At 64.0% G+C, this 17,538-nt stretch carries 15 protein-coding genes and 1 pseudogene; 15 read left to right on the top strand and 1 reads right to left on the bottom strand.

Annotated elements, in window-relative coordinates; all coding sequences use genetic code 11:
• Positions 1-109 precede the first annotated feature (109 nt).
• The 8 genes from pgsA (at position 110) to V1273_RS06290 (ending at position 7,072) form a co-directional block, all read left to right on the top strand.
• Positions 110-724: a CDP-diacylglycerol--glycerol-3-phosphate 3-phosphatidyltransferase gene (gene pgsA, locus V1273_RS06325; protein WP_334366761.1), complete on the top strand. Its 615-nt coding sequence runs from the start codon at positions 110-112 to the stop codon at positions 722-724.
• Positions 721-972, top strand: a complete 252-nt coding sequence (moaD, locus tag V1273_RS06320; protein ID WP_334409064.1) for a molybdopterin converting factor subunit 1 — start codon at positions 721-723, stop codon at positions 970-972. The genes pgsA and moaD overlap by 4 nt, the downstream gene beginning before the upstream one ends.
• Positions 973-978: 6 nt before the next feature.
• Positions 979-1,446: a molybdenum cofactor biosynthesis protein MoaE gene (locus V1273_RS06315; RefSeq protein WP_334409063.1), complete on the top strand. Its 468-nt coding sequence runs from the start codon at positions 979-981 to the stop codon at positions 1,444-1,446.
• The gene (gene prmB / locus V1273_RS06310) at positions 1,446-2,411 is read left to right on the top strand and encodes a 50S ribosomal protein L3 N(5)-glutamine methyltransferase (protein ID WP_334409062.1); all 966 of its coding nucleotides are present in this window, start codon (positions 1,446-1,448) and stop codon (positions 2,409-2,411) included. Before V1273_RS06315 ends, prmB begins: the two co-directional genes overlap by 1 nt.
• Before the next feature lie 104 nt (positions 2,412-2,515).
• Positions 2,516-3,862: an aspartate aminotransferase family protein gene (locus V1273_RS06305; protein WP_334409061.1), complete on the top strand. Its 1,347-nt coding sequence runs from the start codon at positions 2,516-2,518 to the stop codon at positions 3,860-3,862.
• A gap of 102 nt (positions 3,863-3,964) precedes the next feature.
• Positions 3,965-4,543, top strand: coding sequence for a phage holin family protein (locus V1273_RS06300; protein WP_334366757.1), 579 nt, complete (start codon positions 3,965-3,967; stop codon positions 4,541-4,543).
• Positions 4,544-4,729: 186 nt separating this feature from the next.
• Positions 4,730-6,202, top strand: a complete 1,473-nt coding sequence (locus tag V1273_RS06295) for an EAL domain-containing protein (RefSeq protein WP_334409060.1) — start codon at positions 4,730-4,732, stop codon at positions 6,200-6,202.
• A 15-nt stretch (positions 6,203-6,217) separates the two neighbouring features.
• Positions 6,218-7,072 (top strand): TIGR01459 family HAD-type hydrolase, encoded by an 855-nt coding sequence (locus V1273_RS06290; protein ID WP_334366755.1) that lies wholly within the window; start codon positions 6,218-6,220, stop codon positions 7,070-7,072.
• Between the two features lie 167 nt (positions 7,073-7,239).
• On the opposite strand, the gene V1273_RS06285 is transcribed toward V1273_RS06290, so the two are convergent.
• Positions 7,240-7,635 (bottom strand): response regulator, encoded by a 396-nt coding sequence (locus tag V1273_RS06285; RefSeq protein WP_028350718.1) that lies wholly within the window; start codon positions 7,633-7,635, stop codon positions 7,240-7,242.
• A 211-nt stretch (positions 7,636-7,846) separates the two neighbouring features.
• Between V1273_RS06285 and V1273_RS06280 the strand changes: the two genes are divergently transcribed.
• The 7 genes and pseudogenes from V1273_RS06280 to V1273_RS06250 all read left to right on the top strand — a co-directional run bounded on the left by V1273_RS06280 (position 7,847) and on the right by V1273_RS06250 (position 17,373).
• Positions 7,847-8,830, top strand: a complete 984-nt coding sequence (locus V1273_RS06280; RefSeq protein ID WP_334409059.1) for a bifunctional riboflavin kinase/FAD synthetase — start codon at positions 7,847-7,849, stop codon at positions 8,828-8,830.
• The gene (locus V1273_RS06275) at positions 8,827-9,381 is read left to right on the top strand and encodes a sugar O-acetyltransferase (protein ID WP_334409058.1); all 555 of its coding nucleotides are present in this window, start codon (positions 8,827-8,829) and stop codon (positions 9,379-9,381) included. The genes V1273_RS06280 and V1273_RS06275 overlap by 4 nt, the downstream gene beginning before the upstream one ends.
• Before the next feature lie 193 nt (positions 9,382-9,574).
• Positions 9,575-12,592: pseudogene (gene ileS / locus V1273_RS06270) on the top strand (isoleucine--tRNA ligase); the annotation flags it as partial.
• Between the two features lie 552 nt (positions 12,593-13,144).
• The gene (lspA, locus tag V1273_RS06265; protein ID WP_334412181.1) at positions 13,145-13,642 is read left to right on the top strand and encodes a signal peptidase II; all 498 of its coding nucleotides are present in this window, start codon (positions 13,145-13,147) and stop codon (positions 13,640-13,642) included.
• 91 nt (positions 13,643-13,733) lie between these two features.
• Positions 13,734-14,450, top strand: coding sequence for a hypothetical protein (locus V1273_RS06260; RefSeq protein ID WP_334366750.1), 717 nt, complete (start codon positions 13,734-13,736; stop codon positions 14,448-14,450).
• Between the two features lie 164 nt (positions 14,451-14,614).
• The gene (locus V1273_RS06255) at positions 14,615-16,006 is read left to right on the top strand and encodes a M16 family metallopeptidase (RefSeq protein WP_442894068.1); all 1,392 of its coding nucleotides are present in this window, start codon (positions 14,615-14,617) and stop codon (positions 16,004-16,006) included.
• Positions 16,003-17,373, top strand: coding sequence for a M16 family metallopeptidase (locus V1273_RS06250; RefSeq protein WP_442894067.1), 1,371 nt, complete (start codon positions 16,003-16,005; stop codon positions 17,371-17,373). The genes V1273_RS06255 and V1273_RS06250 overlap by 4 nt, the downstream gene beginning before the upstream one ends.
• The last annotated feature ends 165 nt before the right edge of the window (positions 17,374-17,538 follow it).

Below are 17,538 nucleotides of genomic sequence, written 5' to 3'. Positions count from 1 at the left end.
GGGTTAAGGGGACTTCGCGTCGAGAGGCATGTCATTTGGGCGTCGCCTGCGACAGATGATCTACATCCGCACGGTTGACCTTCACGCTCCAGCGGTATTGGTAAGACGGATGAACATCGCGACAACCAAGGGACAGGCCAAGACCCTGTCCCTGCCGAACATTCTAACCTACGCCCGTATTGCCGCCATTCCGGTGGTGGTCGGCTGCGTTTTCGCCCAATCCATCCAGGACGGCCCGCTCTGGCTGCGCTGGGTAGCGCTGGCGGTCTTTCTCGCCGCCGCCGTGACTGATTACCTCGATGGCTACTATGCGCGAATTTGGGACCAGCAATCCGCCTTTGGCCGGATGCTCGACCCGATCGCCGACAAGCTCCTGGTAGCGTCCTGCCTCTTGATGCTGGCCGCCGATAGCAGCATCCACGGCTGGACCCTGTGGGCCGCCATCGTGATCCTGTGCCGCGAGATCCTGGTCTCGGGCTTGAGGGAATATCTCGCGGCGTTGCGGGTCAGCGTACCCGTGACCAAGCTGGCGAAATGGAAGACCACGATCCAGTTGGTCGCAATCGGCTTCCTGATCGCGGGCGAGGCGGGCGAGCAACTCCTACCTGCGACCACCCTGATCGGGATCGTCCTGTTGTGGATGTCGGCGCTCTTCACGATCTACACCGGCTGGGACTATTTCCGCGCCGGCATCCATCACCTCATCAAGGAGGATGAGGGATGAGGGTCAAATATTTCGCCTGGGTGCGTGAGCGGGTCGGCGTCGCCGAAGAAACCGTCGAACCGCCGGCCGACGTGCGCACCGTTGCCGATCTGATCGGATGGCTTTCCAGCCGTGGCGAGGCTTACGCCCATGCCTTCGAGAAGCCGAAGGTGATCCGCGCCGCGATCGACCAGGCTCATGTCAAGCCGGATGCCGTGATATCAGGCGCACGCGAGATTGCATTCTTCCCGCCGATGACCGGCGGCTGACTTACTATGTCCGTCACCGCGACCATTCGCATCCAGGAAGCGGATTTCGACGCTGCGCAGGAGATCGCGGCGCTCACCAGAGGCCGCACCGATATCGGCGCCGTCGTCACCTTCAGCGGCATCTGCCGTGGCAGCGAGAACGGCGAGCCGATCGCAGCACTGACGCTCGAGCATTATCCCGGCATGGCCGAAGCCGAGATCGGCCGCCACGCCGACGAGGCGCTGTCGCGCTGGCCGCTGCAGGGTCTCACCATCATTCACCGGTTCGGCCGCATCGCGCCGGGCGAGAACATCGTGCTCGTGGTAACCGCCTCGCCGCACCGCCAGGCGGCCTTCGAAGCGGCGGAATTCCTGATGGATTATCTGAAGACCAACGCGCCGTTCTGGAAGCGCGAGGAAAGCGAAAAAGGCGCGAGCTGGATCGAAGCGCGCGATCATGACGACGCCGCCGCCACGCGCTGGACCAAGTCCTGATGGCCAAGCGCACCAAGCCGGCGGCGAAGCGCGGCCAGACCACATCGAGACTTCCCAAGGTCGGCGCGGGAGAACTGCTGACGCTGCTCGATTTCGTCCGCTATGCGGTCAGCCGCTTCGTCGAGGCCAAACTGGTATTTGCGCACGGCACCACCGATCCGCTTGCCGAAGCCGCATTCCTGGTCTGCGAAGCGCTGCACCTGCACCCCGACCAGTTCGAGACGTTCGCGACCGCGCGCGTCACCGCCGCCGAAGGCAAGAAGGTCCTCGATCTGATCGCGCGCCGCGTCACCACGCGAAAGCCCGCCGCCTATCTCGTCAACAAAATCTACATGCGCGGCCTGCCGTTTTACGTCGACGAGCGCACCATCGTGCCGCGCTCCTTCATCGGCGAATTACTGGACCAGCATTTCGGCCGCGATGGCGATGACGAGGCGGGCTCGCTGATCTCGGATCCTGACACGGTGGAAAGCGTGCTCGATCTGTGCACCGGCTCGGGCTGTCTTGCCGTCCTGGCCAGCCGGAATTTTCCGAATGCGGCGATCGACGCCGTGGATATCTCCAAGGATGCGCTCGAAGTCGCCGCGCGCAATGTCGGCGATTACGGGCTTCAGGACAGGCTCACGCTGTACCGCGGCGATCTGTTCAAGCCGCTGGGGGATAAGCGCTACGATCTCATCATTTCCAATCCGCCCTATGTCGACGCGGAAGGCATGGCCGGCCTGCCGCGCGAATGCCGAGCCGAACCGAAACTCGCCTTCGATGGCGGCTTCGATGGGCTCGACATTGTCAGGCGCATCCTCGACGAGGCGGCCGCGCACCTGACGCCGCAGGGCGGACTGTTATGCGAGATCGGCCGCTGCCGCCCGCAACTGGAAGCCGCCTATCCGCAACTGCCGCTGCTCTGGCTCGACACCGAGGATTCCGAGGGCGAAGTATTCTGGATCGCGGCAGCCGATCTCTGAACTGTCCGGTTACGCGAAAAATATCACGTCGTGGTGGCGTTCCCGTGTCGCGACGAAACTGATACCTTGGGGCAAATCCGACGTTAAAGCTGAAGAGGCCTTCCATGCTGGATAAGAGCCCCCGCCCCACCCCCGTCAACGTTCCGAACGATCTCGCCGCGCACTGGATGCCGTTCACCGCGAACCGGGCGTTCAAGAAGAACCCGCGGCTGCTCGCCGGCGCGAAAGACATGCACTACTTCACCGTCGACGGTCGCAAGATCATCGACGGTGCCTCGGGCATGTGGTGCACCAATGCCGGACACGGCCGCACCGAGATTTCGTCGGCGATCGCCAAGCAGGCCGAGGCGCTGGACTACGCGCCGCCGTTCCAGTTCGGCATCCCGCAGGCCTTCGAACTTGCGAGCCGCATCGCCGAGCTGGCGCCCGATGGGCTCGACCACGTGTTCTTCTGCAACTCCGGCTCGGAAGCGGCCGACACCGCGCTCAAGATCGCGCTGGCCTATCACCAGATCAACGGCCAGGGCAGCCGCATGCGCCTGATCGGCCGCGAGCGCGGCTATCACGGCGTCGGCTTCGGCGGCACCGCCGTCGGCGGCATCGTCGGCAACCGAAAACTGTTCGGCTCGCTGCTCACCGGCGTCGACCATCTGCCGGCGACCTATGATCGCGAGAAGCAGGCGTTCAGCAAGGGCGAGCCGGAATATGGCGCGCATTTCGCCGACGAGCTCGAACGGCTCGTCAACCTGCACGGCGCCAACACCATCGCTGCCGTGATCGTCGAGCCGATGGCTGGCTCGACCGGCGTGCTCCCGGCACCGAAGGGCTATCTCAAGCGGCTGCGCGAGATCACCCAGAAGCACGGCATCTTGCTGATCTTCGACGAGGTCATCACCGGCTATGGCCGGCTCGGCTTTGCCTTTGCCGCCGAACGCTATGGTGTGGTGCCCGACATGCTGACCTTCGCCAAGGGTGTTACCAATGGCGCCGCGCCGATGGGCGGCGTGCTGGTGCGCGACACCATCCATGATGCTTTCATGAGTGGCCCGGAACATGTGGTGGAGCTGGCCCATGGCTACACCTATTCCGCGCACCCGCTGGCCTGCGCCGCGGCTCTTGCCACCCTCGACATCTATCGCGACGAAAAACTGTTCGAGCGCGCGCGTGAACTCGAGCCGAAATTCGCCGACGCCGTGATGTCGCTGCGCAACGAGCCGGGTGTGGTGGATATCCGCACCATCGGCCTGACCGCCGGCATCGATCTCGCACCGGTTGCGGATGCGCCGGGCAAGCGCGGCTTTGCCGGGCTCAACAGCGCCTTCCACGACCATGATCTGATGCTACGGGTGGCCGGCGATACGCTCGCGCTGACGCCGCCCCTGATTATCACCGAAGACCAGATCGGCGAGATTATGGACAAGGTCGCCAAGGTGATCCGAGCGACGGCGTAAGCGCCAGCATCGGCTCTGACCGGGCAGGAACATTCGAAACGACCCCGCGTTCATTACGTTTGGCGGAGGCGATCCTGCCTCCACCGGCGGAGGGTTGCGGAAATGCTCGCGCCTTCGAGCGGCTTGCTGCGCGCCGCGATCGGACTGAAGCTGAATCAGGTCAAGCTGGCGACGCGGTCGTATTTGCGAGATCGGACCCATCAGGCGACCGGAACGATGACTTCCTATGCCATCGCCGCAGGCCTGTTCGCAGCAGCGGGCATTTTCTTGATCGCCGCTTGCCTGGTCGGCATGACCGCGCTGTTTCGCTGGATCGAGATCCATTACGGGCCGTTTTGGGCCTTCGGCGCGATCGGCGCATTGCTCGCGATAATCGCCGCGATTTGCGCCGGGCTCGCCGCCGCCAAACTCAGACAAAGGCCGCCGCAGTTTCCTTCGCTTACAAGCCGCCTGCGCGTCGCGATCAAGGCCAGTCCGATTGAACCGGACCAGATCGAAGCGACGCGGGACACCGCCAGGTCAATTTTGCAGGCGCCCTCGGCACCTTCCACGCGCAGCCGTGCTCGGCGCCGATCCCCGGGAGGCGACAGGCATCTGCAGGCCGGTCTAATCCTGATGGCGACATTACTGGGCCTGGCGGCAACGCGACGGCGATGGCATGCGCGGCACTCGGACGTTTGACGGCGCAACGCTGGCCGTTGCACCGCTTTGATCGCAGGTTCCGGCCGTGTTCAAAGAACACTAGCTCTGCGAATCAACATTGATGCTAAGGTTGCTCCGCTGGGGAATGCGCAAGTCAGACGATGCCTGAAACTTCCGTGTTTTCCCGGGGGAGCACAGTTCGGACCTGAAGGCGTAGCGCGCGACATGATTCGCATTTCGACGATTTTCATCGCCATCTGCATGGTGCTGGTTGCAGCCTCGCTCGGCCTCGTCCTGCATACGGTGGCGGGCTTCAACGGCACCGAATCCGCGATCGTGGCGCTCACCGCGCTGACCTTCCTGATCCTTTACAACGCCGTATCGATGCGGTTGCGCGACCGCTCGGATGTCGGCGGCCAGATCGCCGATCTTTCCCGTGGCACCGCCGACCTCGCCCGTCAGGTCGCCGAATTCGGCCGCCGGCTCGCCGCCGTCGAGGGCCGCCTGGTGTCGGCGAATTCCGCAAGCTCCGACCGCATCCAGGCGGTGGTCGGCGAAATCAACGAGCTCGGCGTCCTGGTCAAGCAACTGGCCGTCTCGGTGGCGGGCCATGAGGATCTGTTGGCCGCGGGCGCGGCGGCGGCGCCCCCCGCCCCGGCCGGCCGGCCGGATCCCGAACCTCCGAGCGAACCGGCGGTCGCCGCGGAGCAAGCCGCGCCGATCGTCGCCAGGCCCGCACCGGCTGCTGCCGCAAGGCCGGCAGCGGCTGCAACTGCCGCGGAAGCCGCTCCGCCCTCGCGCAACCAGCCGCAACTGCTCGCCGCGGTGAAGAACGCCGTCGAGGAAAACCGGCTCGACATCTACCTGCAGCCGATGGTGACGCTGCCGCAGCGCAAGGTGCGCTTCTACGAGGCGGTGACGCGGCTGCGCGACGACAGGGATCAGATCCTCGCCGCCGATGATTTCATCCCCACCGCCGAAGCCGGCGGGTTGATCGGCAAAATCGATCACATGGTGATGCTGCGCTGTATCCAGGTGCTGCGCCGCCTGATGGTGCGCAACAAGGACGTCGGCGTGTTCTGCAACGTCTCTGCGGCGACGCTCGGCAATGCCGCCAATTTCGCGCAATGCCTCGACTTCCTCGAGGCCAATCGGGCGCTGGCGCCCTCCTTCGTGCTCGAGTTCAAGCAGGCGACGTTCCGCAATCTCCGCCCGACCGAAATCGAGAATCTGGCCGCGCTGTCGCAGCGTGGTTATCGTTTCTCGATCGACCATGTCACCGACTTGCGGATCGAGCCGCGCGACCTCGCCGATCGCGGCGTCCGTTTCATCAAGGTGCCCGCGGCATTGCTGCTCGATCCCAAGCAGAGCTCGACCTCGGACATCCACCCTTCCGATCTTTCCGACCTGCTCGGCCGTTTCGGCATCGACCTGATCGCCGAGAAGATCGAGGGCGAGCGCGCGGTGGTGGACCTGCTCGACTATGACGTGCGGTTTGGACAGGGCTTTCTGTTTGCACCGCCGCGGCCGTTGCGGCCCGAGGGGGCATCTGCTACCGGCGGGGCGACAGCGAACAAGGAATCCGGCAGCCCCAATGGCCCCAGCAACCCCGTCCCCATGGCCAGCCAGGCCGCGGAGCCCCCGATGCGCGCGACCGGCAATGCCGCGTTGGCGCGCCGTGCCGCGGGACCGGGCTAACGGGCTTCCGGAATCATGACCTCATTGCGCTTCGTCGAGCGGCTACGCGACCTCATGGACGGCGTCGAGGTCATCCTGTCCGATATCTGGGGCGTGGTGCACAATGGGCTGGAGTCCTTCCCCGAAGCCTGCGAGGCGCTGCACACCTGCCGCCAGCGCGGAGCTACCGTCATCCTGATCACCAACGCACCGCGGCCGGCCGATTCCGTGCAGCGCCAATTGCGCAAGCTCGGCGTCGCCGACGAAACCTACGACGCCATCGTCAGTTCCGGGGACCTGACCCGGAGTTTCGTCGCCGATCACCCCGGCAAGAAGATATTCTGGATCGGTCCGGAACGGGACTCCTCGATCCATCGCGGACTCGACGCCGTGATGGCGCCGCTGGAGCAGGCCGACTACATCATCTGCACCGGCCTGTTCGACGATGAAACCGAATCGGCGGAAGACTATCGCGCGATGCTGCTGCAGGCGCGCGAGCACAAACTGCCGCTGGTCTGCGCCAACCCCGACATCGTCGTCGAACGCGGCGACCGGCTGATCTATTGCGCCGGCGCGATCGCCGAGCTTTATCGCGAGCTCGGCGGCGAGGCGATCTTCTACGGCAAGCCGCACCGGCCGATTTATGAACGCGCGATGGCGCTCGCCGCCGAGCGCCGCGGCCATTCGGCACCGCTCGACCGCGTGCTGGCCATCGGGGATTCGGTGCGGACCGATCTCACCGGCGCGCACGGCTTCGGAATCGATTGTCTTTTCCTCACCCGCGGCATCCATTCCGAGGAGTTCGAGGGCATCGACCAGCTCGACCCGGCCTCGGTGAAAGAGCTGTTCGGTCACCCGCCCCGCGCGCTGATGCGGGAGCTGCGGTGGTAGGTGCATCGCTGCACCGGACTCAAAATTGCGAAAACAACCCCATGCAAAGTAGGAATGGGCCTTACATCATCCGAAAACGCAAGACCTGGTAGGGCTCATGAGAGCGCAGCATGCCCGGGATTGGGCCGGGCATCACGAGAATTGGAGCGAGCTGGAGACCAGGCGCCTTACGCCGTCGCCATGTCCGGGAAGACCGCCTCGATCTTGGTCTTCAGCGTCGCCGCGTTGAACGGCTTGACGATGTAATTGTTCACGCCGGCCTTCTTGGCGGCGATCACGTTCTCGGTCTTGGATTCCGCCGTGATCATGATGAAGGGCGTGGTGGCAAGGTTGGGGTCGGCGCGGACTTCCTTGAGCAGGTCGTAGCCGGTCATCGGCTCCATGTTCCAGTCCGAGATCACCAGTCCGTATTTCTTGCTGCGCATTTTGTTCAGCGCGGCCGAGCCGTCGCTGGCGTCGTCGATGTTGTCGAAGCCGAGTTGCTTCAAAAGATTTCGGATGATGCGGATCATGGTGCTGTAGTCATCAACCACCAGAACCGGCATGGACAAATCAACCGCCATCTTTTCCCCCACTCGACGCTTTACGCCACAAAAAATCGACAGGCCTGCGGGACCCGCAGTCCTCCCCCCACCTGTAGCATCAGCCGTTAAACAGCCCGTTAACCCGACGACACCGGACTGCATCCGTTTTGACCCGCCGCGCCCGGCTTGACTTCGACGGCGGCGCCGCGTCACCGTCCGGCCGCCTTCACCGAGACCAAGAATCCCTGAAATGACAACTGGTTTTACCGTTATCCGAGACGCGACCCCTGCCGCCGACATCCCCCGCGGGGCGGTGGTCGCGATGGGCAATTTCGACGGCGTCCATCTGGGCCACCGGGCCGTGATTGACGCGGCTTTGCGGATGGGCCGCGCCCACGGCAAGCCGGCCTTTGCCGTCACTTTCGAGCCGCATCCGCGCAGCTTTTTCAGCCCGAACAGCCCCCAGTTCCGCCTCTCCGACGAGACCAACAAGCTGCGGCTGCTGGCCGGAACGGGACTGAACGGCGCGGTCGTGATGACCTTCGACAAGACCCGCGCCGGAACCTCGGCGCAAGATTTCATTCACCATGACCTGATCGGGCGGCTCGGCGTCAGCGGCATTGCCGTTGGCTACGACTTTCATTTCGGCAAGGGACGGGCCGGTTCGCCGAGCCTGTTGGTCAGCGAGGGGCCGCGGCTCGGCATCGAGGTCGACGTTCAGGCCCATGTCGATATCGAGGAGCGGCCGGTGTCCTCCAGCGCGATCCGCATGGCGCTGGCGGAGGGCCAGATCGACGAAGCCACCGCCATGCTGGGCGGACCGTGGTTCGTCAGCGGCGCGGTGATCCATGGCGACAAGCGCGGCCGTGACCTCGGATACCCCACCGCCAACATCCGCCTCGACAAGAATTGCAGCCTCAAGCATGGCATCTATGCGGTGCGGGTCGGCCACGGGCAAGGAAAGGATCATGTGCGCTTCGACGCCGTCGCAAGCTTCGGCCGCCGCCCGACTTTCGACAACGGCGCCCCGCTGTTGGAAGTGTTCCTGTTCGACTTCAAGGGCGACCTCTACGGCGCGGTGCTCGATATCGCCTTCATCGGCTTCATCCGGGACGAACTTAAATTCGACTCGATCGACGCGTTGATCCGGCAGATGGACGACGACAGCGCGCGCGCCCGCGAGCGGCTGGCTGCCGCTCCGGATGCTTTTCCCAAGCTTGGAGTGATCGGTTGAGCAAGACCGAAAAGCAAAAAATGCTGGCCGGCGAACTCTATCGCCCTGGCGATCCCGAACTGCAGGCGGATGCCGCCGCCAACAAGGCCTGGCTCGCGCGCTACAATGCGGCGCTGGCTGCGCCTGTGTCCGAGCGGCATGCGCTGCTATCGGCCCATTTCGGCCGTGTCGGCACCGGCGCCGTGATCCGTCCGCCGTTCTTTTGCGACTATGGCTACAATATACAGCTCAGCGATGAGGTGTTTCTCAACTTCAATTGCGTCATCCTCGACGTGGTCGAGGTGACGATCGGCGACCGCACCCAGATCGGACCGGCGACGCAAATCTACGCCGCCGACCACCCGCGCGATGCCGAAACGCGGCGAACCGGCCTTGAATTCGGCCGTCCGGTGCGAATCGGCAGCGATGTCTGGATCGGCGGCGGCGCCATCATCCTGCCCGGCGTCACGATCGGTGATGGCGCCGTAATCGGCGCCGGCAGCGTGGTCACGCGGGACGTCGGCGCGGGCGTCACCGTCGCGGGAAACCCGGCCCGGTCGCGACAGGGCTGACAGTCCGCCCGCCAGCAGGCTTTGCGATTTTCCCGGCCCCCTGCTATGGAAAGCCCCATGTTTGCGCGGCGCACCATCAGCATTAGCGGCCCGGCTTCCGCCTGAGCTTTGGCTCGGCGCAAGACCGGGATTTCCCTGTTCACCCCGCGATATCCGCTTTTCAGCGCCGTCTTCGAGCCAAACCAGAGCATTCATGTCCCAACAGCCGCAAAAGTCCGACGTCACAGATTATTCGAAAACCCTGTTCCTGCCGCAGACGGAATTCCCGATGCGCGCCGGCCTGCCGCAGCGCGAGCCGGAGATCCTCAAATACTGGAACGGGATCGACCTCTACGGAAAGCTGCGCGAGAGCGCGCAGGGCCGCGCCAAATTCGTGCTGCATGACGGGCCGCCCTATGCCAACGGCAACATCCATATCGGCCACGCGCTGAACAAGATCCTCAAGGACGTCGTGACCAAGAGCCAGCAGATGCTCGGCTTCGATTCCAACTACGTGCCGGGCTGGGACTGTCACGGCCTGCCGATCGAATGGAAGATCGAGGAAGAGAACTACCGCTCCAAGGGCAAGCCGAAGCCGGACTTCCGCGACTCCACCGCGATGGTGGCGTTCCGCAAGGAGTGCCGCGCCTATGCGACGCACTGGCTCAACGTACAGCGTGAGGAGTTCAAGCGGCTCGGCATCATCGGCGATTGGGACCACCCCTACGCCACCATGAGCTATCCGGCCGAAGCCCAGATCGCGCGCGAATTGATGAAGTTCGCCGCCAACGGCACGCTCTATCGCGGCTCCAAGCCCGTGATGTGGAGCGTGGTCGAGAAGACCGCGCTGGCCGAAGCCGAGGTCGAGTACGAGGACTACACCTCCGACATGGTCTGGGTGAAGTTTCCGGTCACCTCGCCGGCGCATGGCGCGCTGGCCGAGGCTTCCGTGGTGATCTGGACCACGACGCCGTGGACGCTGCCCGGCAACCGCGCCATCTCGTTCTCGCCGAAGATCGCCTATGGCCTCTACAAGGTCACAGATGCGCCTGCCGACAATTGGGCGAAGACCGGCGATCTTCTGATCCTCGCCGATGCTCTTGCAGTAGAAGTATTCAAGCAGGCGCGCGTCACCGCCTATGAAAAGGTGCGCGACCTGCCCGGCGATACGCTCGACGCCGTGGAATGTGCCCATCCGTTAAAGGGATTTAGCGGTGGCTACGAGTTCATGGTGCCGCTGTTGCCCGGCGACCATGTCACCGACGACACCGGTACCGGCTTCGTCCATACCGCACCGGGCCATGGCCGCGAAGACTTCGACGTCTGGACGGCAAATGCGCGTGAACTCGATCAACGCGGCATCAACACCGCCATCCCCTACACCGTCGACGAGAACGGTGCTTTCACCGATCACGCTCCTGGCTTCACCGGCAGGCGCGTCATCAACGACAAGGGCGAGAAGGGCGACGCCAACGATGCCGTCATCAAGGCGCTGGTCGAGGCCGGCAAGCTTTTGGCGCGCGGGCGGCTCAAGCATCAGTATCCGCATTCCTGGCGCTCGAAGAAGCCGGTGATCTTCCGCAACACGCCGCAATGGTTCATCGCGATGGATAAAGCAATCACTCCAAACAAGCTGGTTTGGGGCAGTGGTGTGAATACCCCCATGACGATGGCCGGCGATGACACTTTGCGGAACCGGGCTCTGAAATCGATCTCGGTGACGCAATGGGTGCCGCCCGCAGGGCAGAATCGCATCAACGGCATGATCGCCGGCCGCCCGGACTGGGTGATCTCGCGCCAGCGCGCCTGGGGCGTGCCGATCGCCGTGTTCGTGCGCGAGAAGGGCGACGGCTCCGCCGAAATCCTGCAGGACGACATCGTCAACCAGCGCATCGTCGAAGCCTTCATGGAGGAAGGGGCCGACGCCTGGTACATGGACGGCGCACGTGAACGTTTCCTGGGCGAACGCGCTGGCGAAGACTGGAAAAAGATCGACGACATCCTCGACGTCTGGTTCGACTCCGGCTCGACGCATGCCTTCGTGCTGGAGGACCGCCAGAATTTTCCAAGCCTTGGCAACATCGTCCGTAAGGTCGATGGCGGCGAGGACACCGTGATGTATCTCGAGGGCAGCGACCAGCATCGCGGCTGGTTTCATTCCTCGCTCTTGGAAAGCGCGGGCACCCGCGGCCGCGCGCCCTATGACGTGGTGCTGACTCACGGCTTCACGCTGGACGAGAACGGCCGCAAGATGTCGAAGTCGCTCGGCAACACCGTCGAGCCGCAGAAGGTGATGAAGGATTCGGGCGCGGATATCCTGCGGCTGTGGGTCTCCGCCACCGACTATGCCGACGACCAGCGCATCGGACCGGAGATCCTCAAGAACACCATCGAGACCTATCGCAAGCTGCGCAACTCGATCCGCTGGATGCTCGGCACGCTGCATCATTTCAACCCGGCCGACGCGGTCGCCCATGGCGACATGCCCGAGCTGGAACGCTTGATGCTGCACGAACTGGCGAAACGCGCGACAATCGTGCGCCAGGCCTATGCCGAGTTCGACTACAAGACCGTGGTCGCGACGCTGGCGGCGTTCATGAACAGCGAATTGTCGGCGTTCTATTTCGATATCCGCAAGGACGCGCTCTACTGCGATCCGCCGTCCTCGGTCACGCGCAAGGCAGCGCTGACCGCGATCGACATCATCTGCGATGCGATCCTGCGCTGGCTGGCGCCGGTGCTCAGCTTCACGACCGAAGAGGCGTGGCGGATGTACAAGCCGGACGCGGGAGCCTCGGTGCACCTGACGCTGTTCCCCGAAAGTTTTGACCAATTCCGCGACGAGAAGTTGGCGGAGAAGTGGGAGACCATTCGCGACGTCCGCCGTGTCGTCACCGGCGCGCTCGAAGTCGAACGCGCGGCCAAGAACATCGGCTCATCGCTCGAGGCCTCGCCGCTGGTCTATGTGTCGGACAAGAATATCTTCAACACGCTGCTCGACATCGATCTGGCCGAGGTCTGCATCACTTCGAACGCGATGGTGACCAACGACGATGCGCCGGCCAGCGCATTCAGCCTCGCCGACGTGCCCGGCGTCGCCGTTGTGGTCGAAAGGGCAGTTGGCACTAAATGCGCGCGGTCGTGGAAGATCCTGCCCACGGTTGGCGAAGACGCCGAGTATCCCGACGTCTCCCCGCGCGACGCGCAAGCGTTGCGGGAATGGAAGGCGCTTGCCGAGGGCCATAAGCCGGCCGATGCAGCCGTAGCGGCCGCCAGGCCTGTCGCGTTGGTCGAGCAGCAACCTGTAGAACAACCGCAACAAGCAGAGGAAGCGCCGGAGCAGGCCGGTTCAGGAAAGGTGACGGCGGACACGACTGCCAAGAAGGTCAGAGCCAGGAAGGTTTTGGAAACCGCGGAGGCCGAGCAAGCCAAGAGCGAGGCGAAGGCCAAGAGCGCCCCCGAACCCAAGGCCGAAGTCAAGAAAGCAGAACCCAAAAAGGCTGCAGCCAAGAAGGCCACAACGAAGAAAGCCAAGGCCAACAAGACCGCGGCCAACAAAACCACGGCCAAGAAAGCCAAAGCCAAGAAAGCCAAGGTCAGGAAAGCCGCCAAATCCAAAAAGGCAGCTTCGGCAACGAAGGCGGCCAAGAAGGGAGCTAAGAAGAAAGCGGTAAAGAAGGCGGACAAAAAGACCGCCAAGAAGGCGGGAAGAAAGTCGTCTGCGACCGCGTCGAAAAAGAAGAAAAAGAAGAAGGCGAGATAAGTGTCCGGCAAGGAGCGCTTCGTGACCCCTCACCTTCGCGCCGGCGCCGTTGCCGCGCTCGTGACGCTGGTGATCGACCAGGCCTCGAAGCTTTGGTTGCTCTACGTCTTCGATCTCGCCAATCGCGGCGCGGTCAGGGTCACGCCGTTCTTCGACCTGGTGCTGGCCTGGAACGTCGGGATCAGCTTCGGCTGGTTCCAGAGCGATAACCAACTCGCCCAGCTTGCGCTGATGGCGATCAAGGCGATTGCGGTGATCGTGCTGGGGATCTGGATGGCACGCTCCAGCACGCGTCTCGCGACGCTGGCGCTCGGCCTGATCATCGGCGGCGCGCTCGGCAACGGCATCGACCGATTCGTGCACGGCGCGGTGGTCGATTTCGCCCTGTTCCACATCGAGATCGGGGGAAAAACCTTCAATTGGTACGTGTTTAACCTTGCGGATGTGGCCATTGTTGCCGGGGTAGCGGGCCTATTGTATGACTCGTTCCTGGGGGTACCCGCCGCAAAAGCGCCCTGATCCCGGCCGATACGACCCCTGCGGTCTGGCGCCGTTAGGCCCCTTAAGCCCGGCCCCCGCGTGTTGCAGAAATTGGAATGGGAACAGCGCGATGCGCGAGACCGAACCCCGCTTCTTCTGGATGATGCAGACCAGCTCGCTCACCCGGGCGCTGCGGTTCGCCGCCATCGCTCTCGGCATAGGTCTCGTGATGGCCGCTGGCCCCGTGCGCGCGGCTGACGACGAGGACGAAGACGACAAGACCTTCGAGGAAAAGATCATCGAAGGCATCATGCGCGGCCTTGGCGGCACCAACATGGAAAATCGCGGCATCGAATACCGCGAGCGCTCCCCGCTGGTCGTTCCACCCAAGCTGGATTTGCCGCCGCCAGCCGCGGCCGCGGCCGACGCGAAGGCGCCGAACTGGCCAAAGGACCCCGACGAGCAGCGCCGCAAGGCGGCCATTGCGGCCCGCAAGAAAGAGAACAAGGACCCGCGTGAAGCGTCCCGCATCCTGACGCCGGCCGAACTCGCGGTAGGCAAGACCGCGGCGCCCGCGCGCAAGGACAATGATCCGGTGCAGCCTGGCACCTCCAACAACAATCCGATCCTGAGCCCGTCGCAGCTCGGCTATAACGGCGGCTTCAGCGGCCTGTTCGGTGGCAGCAAGACCGAAACGGCTCCCTTCAAGGGTGAGCCGACGCGGGAATCGCTGACCCAGCCTCCGCCCGGCTACCAGACACCGTCGTCCAATTTTGCCTACGGCACCGGACCGAAGGAATCGCTGAACAAGGAATATAATCCGGCCAAGGGCAAATATGGCGATTAGTTAAGCTGATCTCTCGCCATCGTGACGATTGCCGGAACCAAGCGCGGTGTACGATGCCGCGGCTTTGATCCCGAACGGTTTTGTCGGGTTACTTCTAACATTTGCGCGGATTCGTTTCGCAGGGCCGGCAACCAGCTTTGCGGAATTTTAGCGCCAGATAGGTCATGATGTCCTCACACCGTCTTGCCGTTTCTCTCGCGATAGCCCTCATCTCGACGTTTGCTTTCTCCGCCGGCGGCGCATTCGCCCAGACCACGGTCACGTCGGAACGTCCCGCCAGCTTCACCCTCGACAACGGCCTGCAAGTCGTGGTGATCCCGGATCACCGCACGCCCGTCGTCACGCAGATGATGTGGTACAAGGTCGGCTCCGCCGACGAGACGCCGGGCAAATCCGGACTGGCGCACTTCCTCGAACATCTGATGTTCAAGGGGACCGCGAAACATCCCGCCGGTGAATTTTCGCAGACCGTGCTGCGGATCGGCGGCAACGAGAACGCCTTCACCTCGCTCGATTACACCGGCTATTTCCAGCGCGTGCCGCGCGAGCAGTTGGCGAAAATGATGGAATTCGAGGCCGACCGCATGACCGGCCTCATCCTCAAGGATGAGAACGTGCTTCCCGAGCGCGATGTCGTGCTCGAGGAATTCAACATGCGGGTCGCCAACAATCCGGACGCCCGGCTCACCGAGCAGATCATGGCGGCGCTGTATCTCAACCATCCCTATGGCCGCCCGGTGATCGGCTGGCGCCAGGAGATCGAGAAGCTCGACCGCGAGGATGCGCTGGCGTTCTACAAGCGCTTCTACGCGCCGAACAACGCGATCCTGGTGATCGCGGGCGACGTCGATGCCAAGGAAGTCCAAGCGATGGTCGAGAAGGCCTATGGCGGCATCCCGGCGCAGCCGGCCATTGCGGCGCAACGAATCCGCCCGCAGGAGCCGGTGCCAGCGGCACCGCGCACGGTGACGCTGTCCGATCCGCGCGTCGAACAGACCAGCCTGCGGCGCTATTATCTCGTCCCCTCTTCCACGACCGCTGCGGCCGGCGAAGGCCCGGCGCTCGACGTGCTCGCGCAGCTGATGGGCGGCGGCTCCAACTCCTATCTCTATCGCGCACTGGTAATCGACCGTCAGCTCGCGATCAGCGCCGGTGCCGGTTACCAGGGCACCGCGCTGGATCCCTCGCAGTTCTCGATCTCGGTTTCGCCAAAGCCCGGCGTGGAGTTTTCGCAAGTAGAGCAGGTGATCGACGGCGTGATCGCGGAGGTCATCCAAAACCCGGCCCGCGCCGAGGATCTCGAGCGGGTCAAGACCCAGTTGATTGCGGAAGCGATCTACGCCCAGGACAACCAGGCCACGCTGGCGCGCTGGTATGGCGGCGCGCTGACCACGGGGCTTTCCATCGACGACATCAGGAGCTGGCCGGACCGGATTCGCGCCGTCACCGCCGAGCAGGTCCGTGACGCCGCGCAGAAATGGCTCGACAAGAAACGCTCGGTGACGGGCTATCTGATCAAGGATACCGCGCAAAAACGCGAGGAGAAGCGCTCGTGATCCGTTTTTCGATTTCCGCGCAGCGCCTCGCATCCGCCCTGATCGCCGTCACCGTCCTGCTGTTGCTGGCGGCGAGCCCGTCGCACGCCGCAGCCAAGATCCAGCGGCTGGTCTCGCCTGGCGGCATCGAGGCCTGGTTCGTGCAGGACGCCACTGTGCCGCTGATAGCGATGGAATACGCCTTCGCCGGCGGCGCCGCCCAGGATCCGGCCGGCAAGTCCGGCGTCGGCAACATGGTCGCCAGCCTGCTCGATGAAGGCTCCGGCGATCTCGATTCCAAAACCTTCCACGAGCGCCTCGAGCGCCGCGCCATCGAACTGAGCTTTTCGTCGACCCGGGATTATTTCCGCGGCTCGCTTCGGATGCTCAAGGACAACAAGGACGAGGCTTTCGGCCTGCTCCATCTGGCGCTGACCTCGCCGCGTTTCGATGCCGCCGACGTCGAGCGCATTCGCGCGCAGGTGCTCTCCGGGCTGCGCCGCGACACCACCAACCCGACCTCGCTGGCGAGCCGTAAATTCCTGGAAGTCGCTTTTGGCGATCATCCCTACGGCCGGCAGGCCAACGGCACGCTCGACAGCGTGCCGAAGATCGATGTCGCCGACATGAAGGACTACGTCCGCCGCGTGATTGCAAAGGATAACTTGCGGATCGCTGTGGTCGGCGACGTCGATGCCGACACGCTCGGCAAGCTCCTGGACAAGACGTTCGGCGGACTGCCGGCCAAGGCCAGCCTCACGCCGATCGCCGAGGTCGAGGCCACCAAGCCGCCGCAGCGCGCGTTCGTGCCGCTCGACGTGCCGCAGACCGTGGTGACGTTCGGCGGCCCCGGCGTTCGCCGCCACGATCCGAATTTCATGGCCGCCTACGTCGTGAACCACATCCTCGGCGGCGGCGGGCTGTCATCGCGGCTCTACAGGGAGGTGCGCGAAAAGCGCGGCCTTGCCTATTCCGTTTATGAATCCCTGCTCTGGATGGATCGCTCCGCGCTGTTCATCGGCAATACCGGCACCCGTGCCGACCGCGCCGGTGAGACGGTGGACGCGATCGAGAAGGAAATCCGCCGCATCGCCGAGGAAGGCCCGACCCAGAAGGAGCTGGACGAGGCCAAGTCGTACCTCAAGGGCTCGCAGATGCTGGCGCTCGACACCTCTTCGAAGCTGGCGCAGGCACTGCTGCAATACCAGCTCGACAAGCTGCCGATCGACTACATCGAGAAGCGCAATGCCCTGGTCGACGCGGTCACGCTGGACGACGCCAAAAAGGCGGCGCAGAAGCTGTGGGGCCAGGGCTTGCTCACCGTGATCGTCGGCCGCGCCCCGCAAGCCGCCGCGCAGCCCGCCGCGGCGCCGCCGAGAGCGAACTAGGCCTTTAAGCTTAGCTACACTCTAGCGATACGGCACTCTGCGCTCCCTCCCCCCGTGCGGGGGAGGGCTGGGGAGAGGGGTGGCCGCGAGTTCCGGTGCTTGTGGCTTACCCCTCTCCCTAACCCTCCCCCGCAAGGCGGGAGGGAACGACCGAGCGCGCGGCAA

Origin of the sequence: Bradyrhizobium sp. AZCC 1721 (assembly GCF_036924715.1) — a bacterium.
Taxonomy (GTDB): Bacteria; Pseudomonadota; Alphaproteobacteria; order Rhizobiales; family Xanthobacteraceae; genus Bradyrhizobium.
This window is presented reverse-complemented; position numbering and strand designations above follow the sequence as displayed.

What these genes read in the sequence shown, in the direction of transcription:
- pgsA (WP_334366761.1), top strand. Translation starts at nt 110, where the DNA reads ATGAACATCGCGACAACCAAGGGACAGGCCAAGACCCTGTCCCTGCCG.
- V1273_RS06290 (WP_334366755.1), top strand. Translation starts at nt 6,218, where the DNA reads ATGACCTCATTGCGCTTCGTCGAGCGGCTACGCGACCTCATGGACGGC.
- moaD (WP_334409064.1), top strand. Translation starts at nt 721, where the DNA reads ATGAGGGTCAAATATTTCGCCTGGGTGCGTGAGCGGGTCGGCGTCGCC.
- V1273_RS06255 (WP_442894068.1), top strand. Translation starts at nt 14,615, where the DNA reads ATGATGTCCTCACACCGTCTTGCCGTTTCTCTCGCGATAGCCCTCATC.
- V1273_RS06315 (WP_334409063.1), top strand. Translation starts at nt 979, where the DNA reads ATGTCCGTCACCGCGACCATTCGCATCCAGGAAGCGGATTTCGACGCT.
- V1273_RS06285 (WP_028350718.1), bottom strand. Translation starts at nt 7,635, where the DNA reads ATGGCGGTTGATTTGTCCATGCCGGTTCTGGTGGTTGATGACTACAGC.
- V1273_RS06295 (WP_334409060.1), top strand. Translation starts at nt 4,730, where the DNA reads ATGATTCGCATTTCGACGATTTTCATCGCCATCTGCATGGTGCTGGTT.
- V1273_RS06260 (WP_334366750.1), top strand. Translation starts at nt 13,734, where the DNA reads ATGCGCGAGACCGAACCCCGCTTCTTCTGGATGATGCAGACCAGCTCG.
- V1273_RS06305 (WP_334409061.1), top strand. Translation starts at nt 2,516, where the DNA reads ATGCTGGATAAGAGCCCCCGCCCCACCCCCGTCAACGTTCCGAACGAT.
- prmB (WP_334409062.1), top strand. Translation starts at nt 1,446, where the DNA reads ATGGCCAAGCGCACCAAGCCGGCGGCGAAGCGCGGCCAGACCACATCG.
- V1273_RS06300 (WP_334366757.1), top strand. Translation starts at nt 3,965, where the DNA reads ATGCTCGCGCCTTCGAGCGGCTTGCTGCGCGCCGCGATCGGACTGAAG.
- V1273_RS06280 (WP_334409059.1), top strand. Translation starts at nt 7,847, where the DNA reads ATGACAACTGGTTTTACCGTTATCCGAGACGCGACCCCTGCCGCCGAC.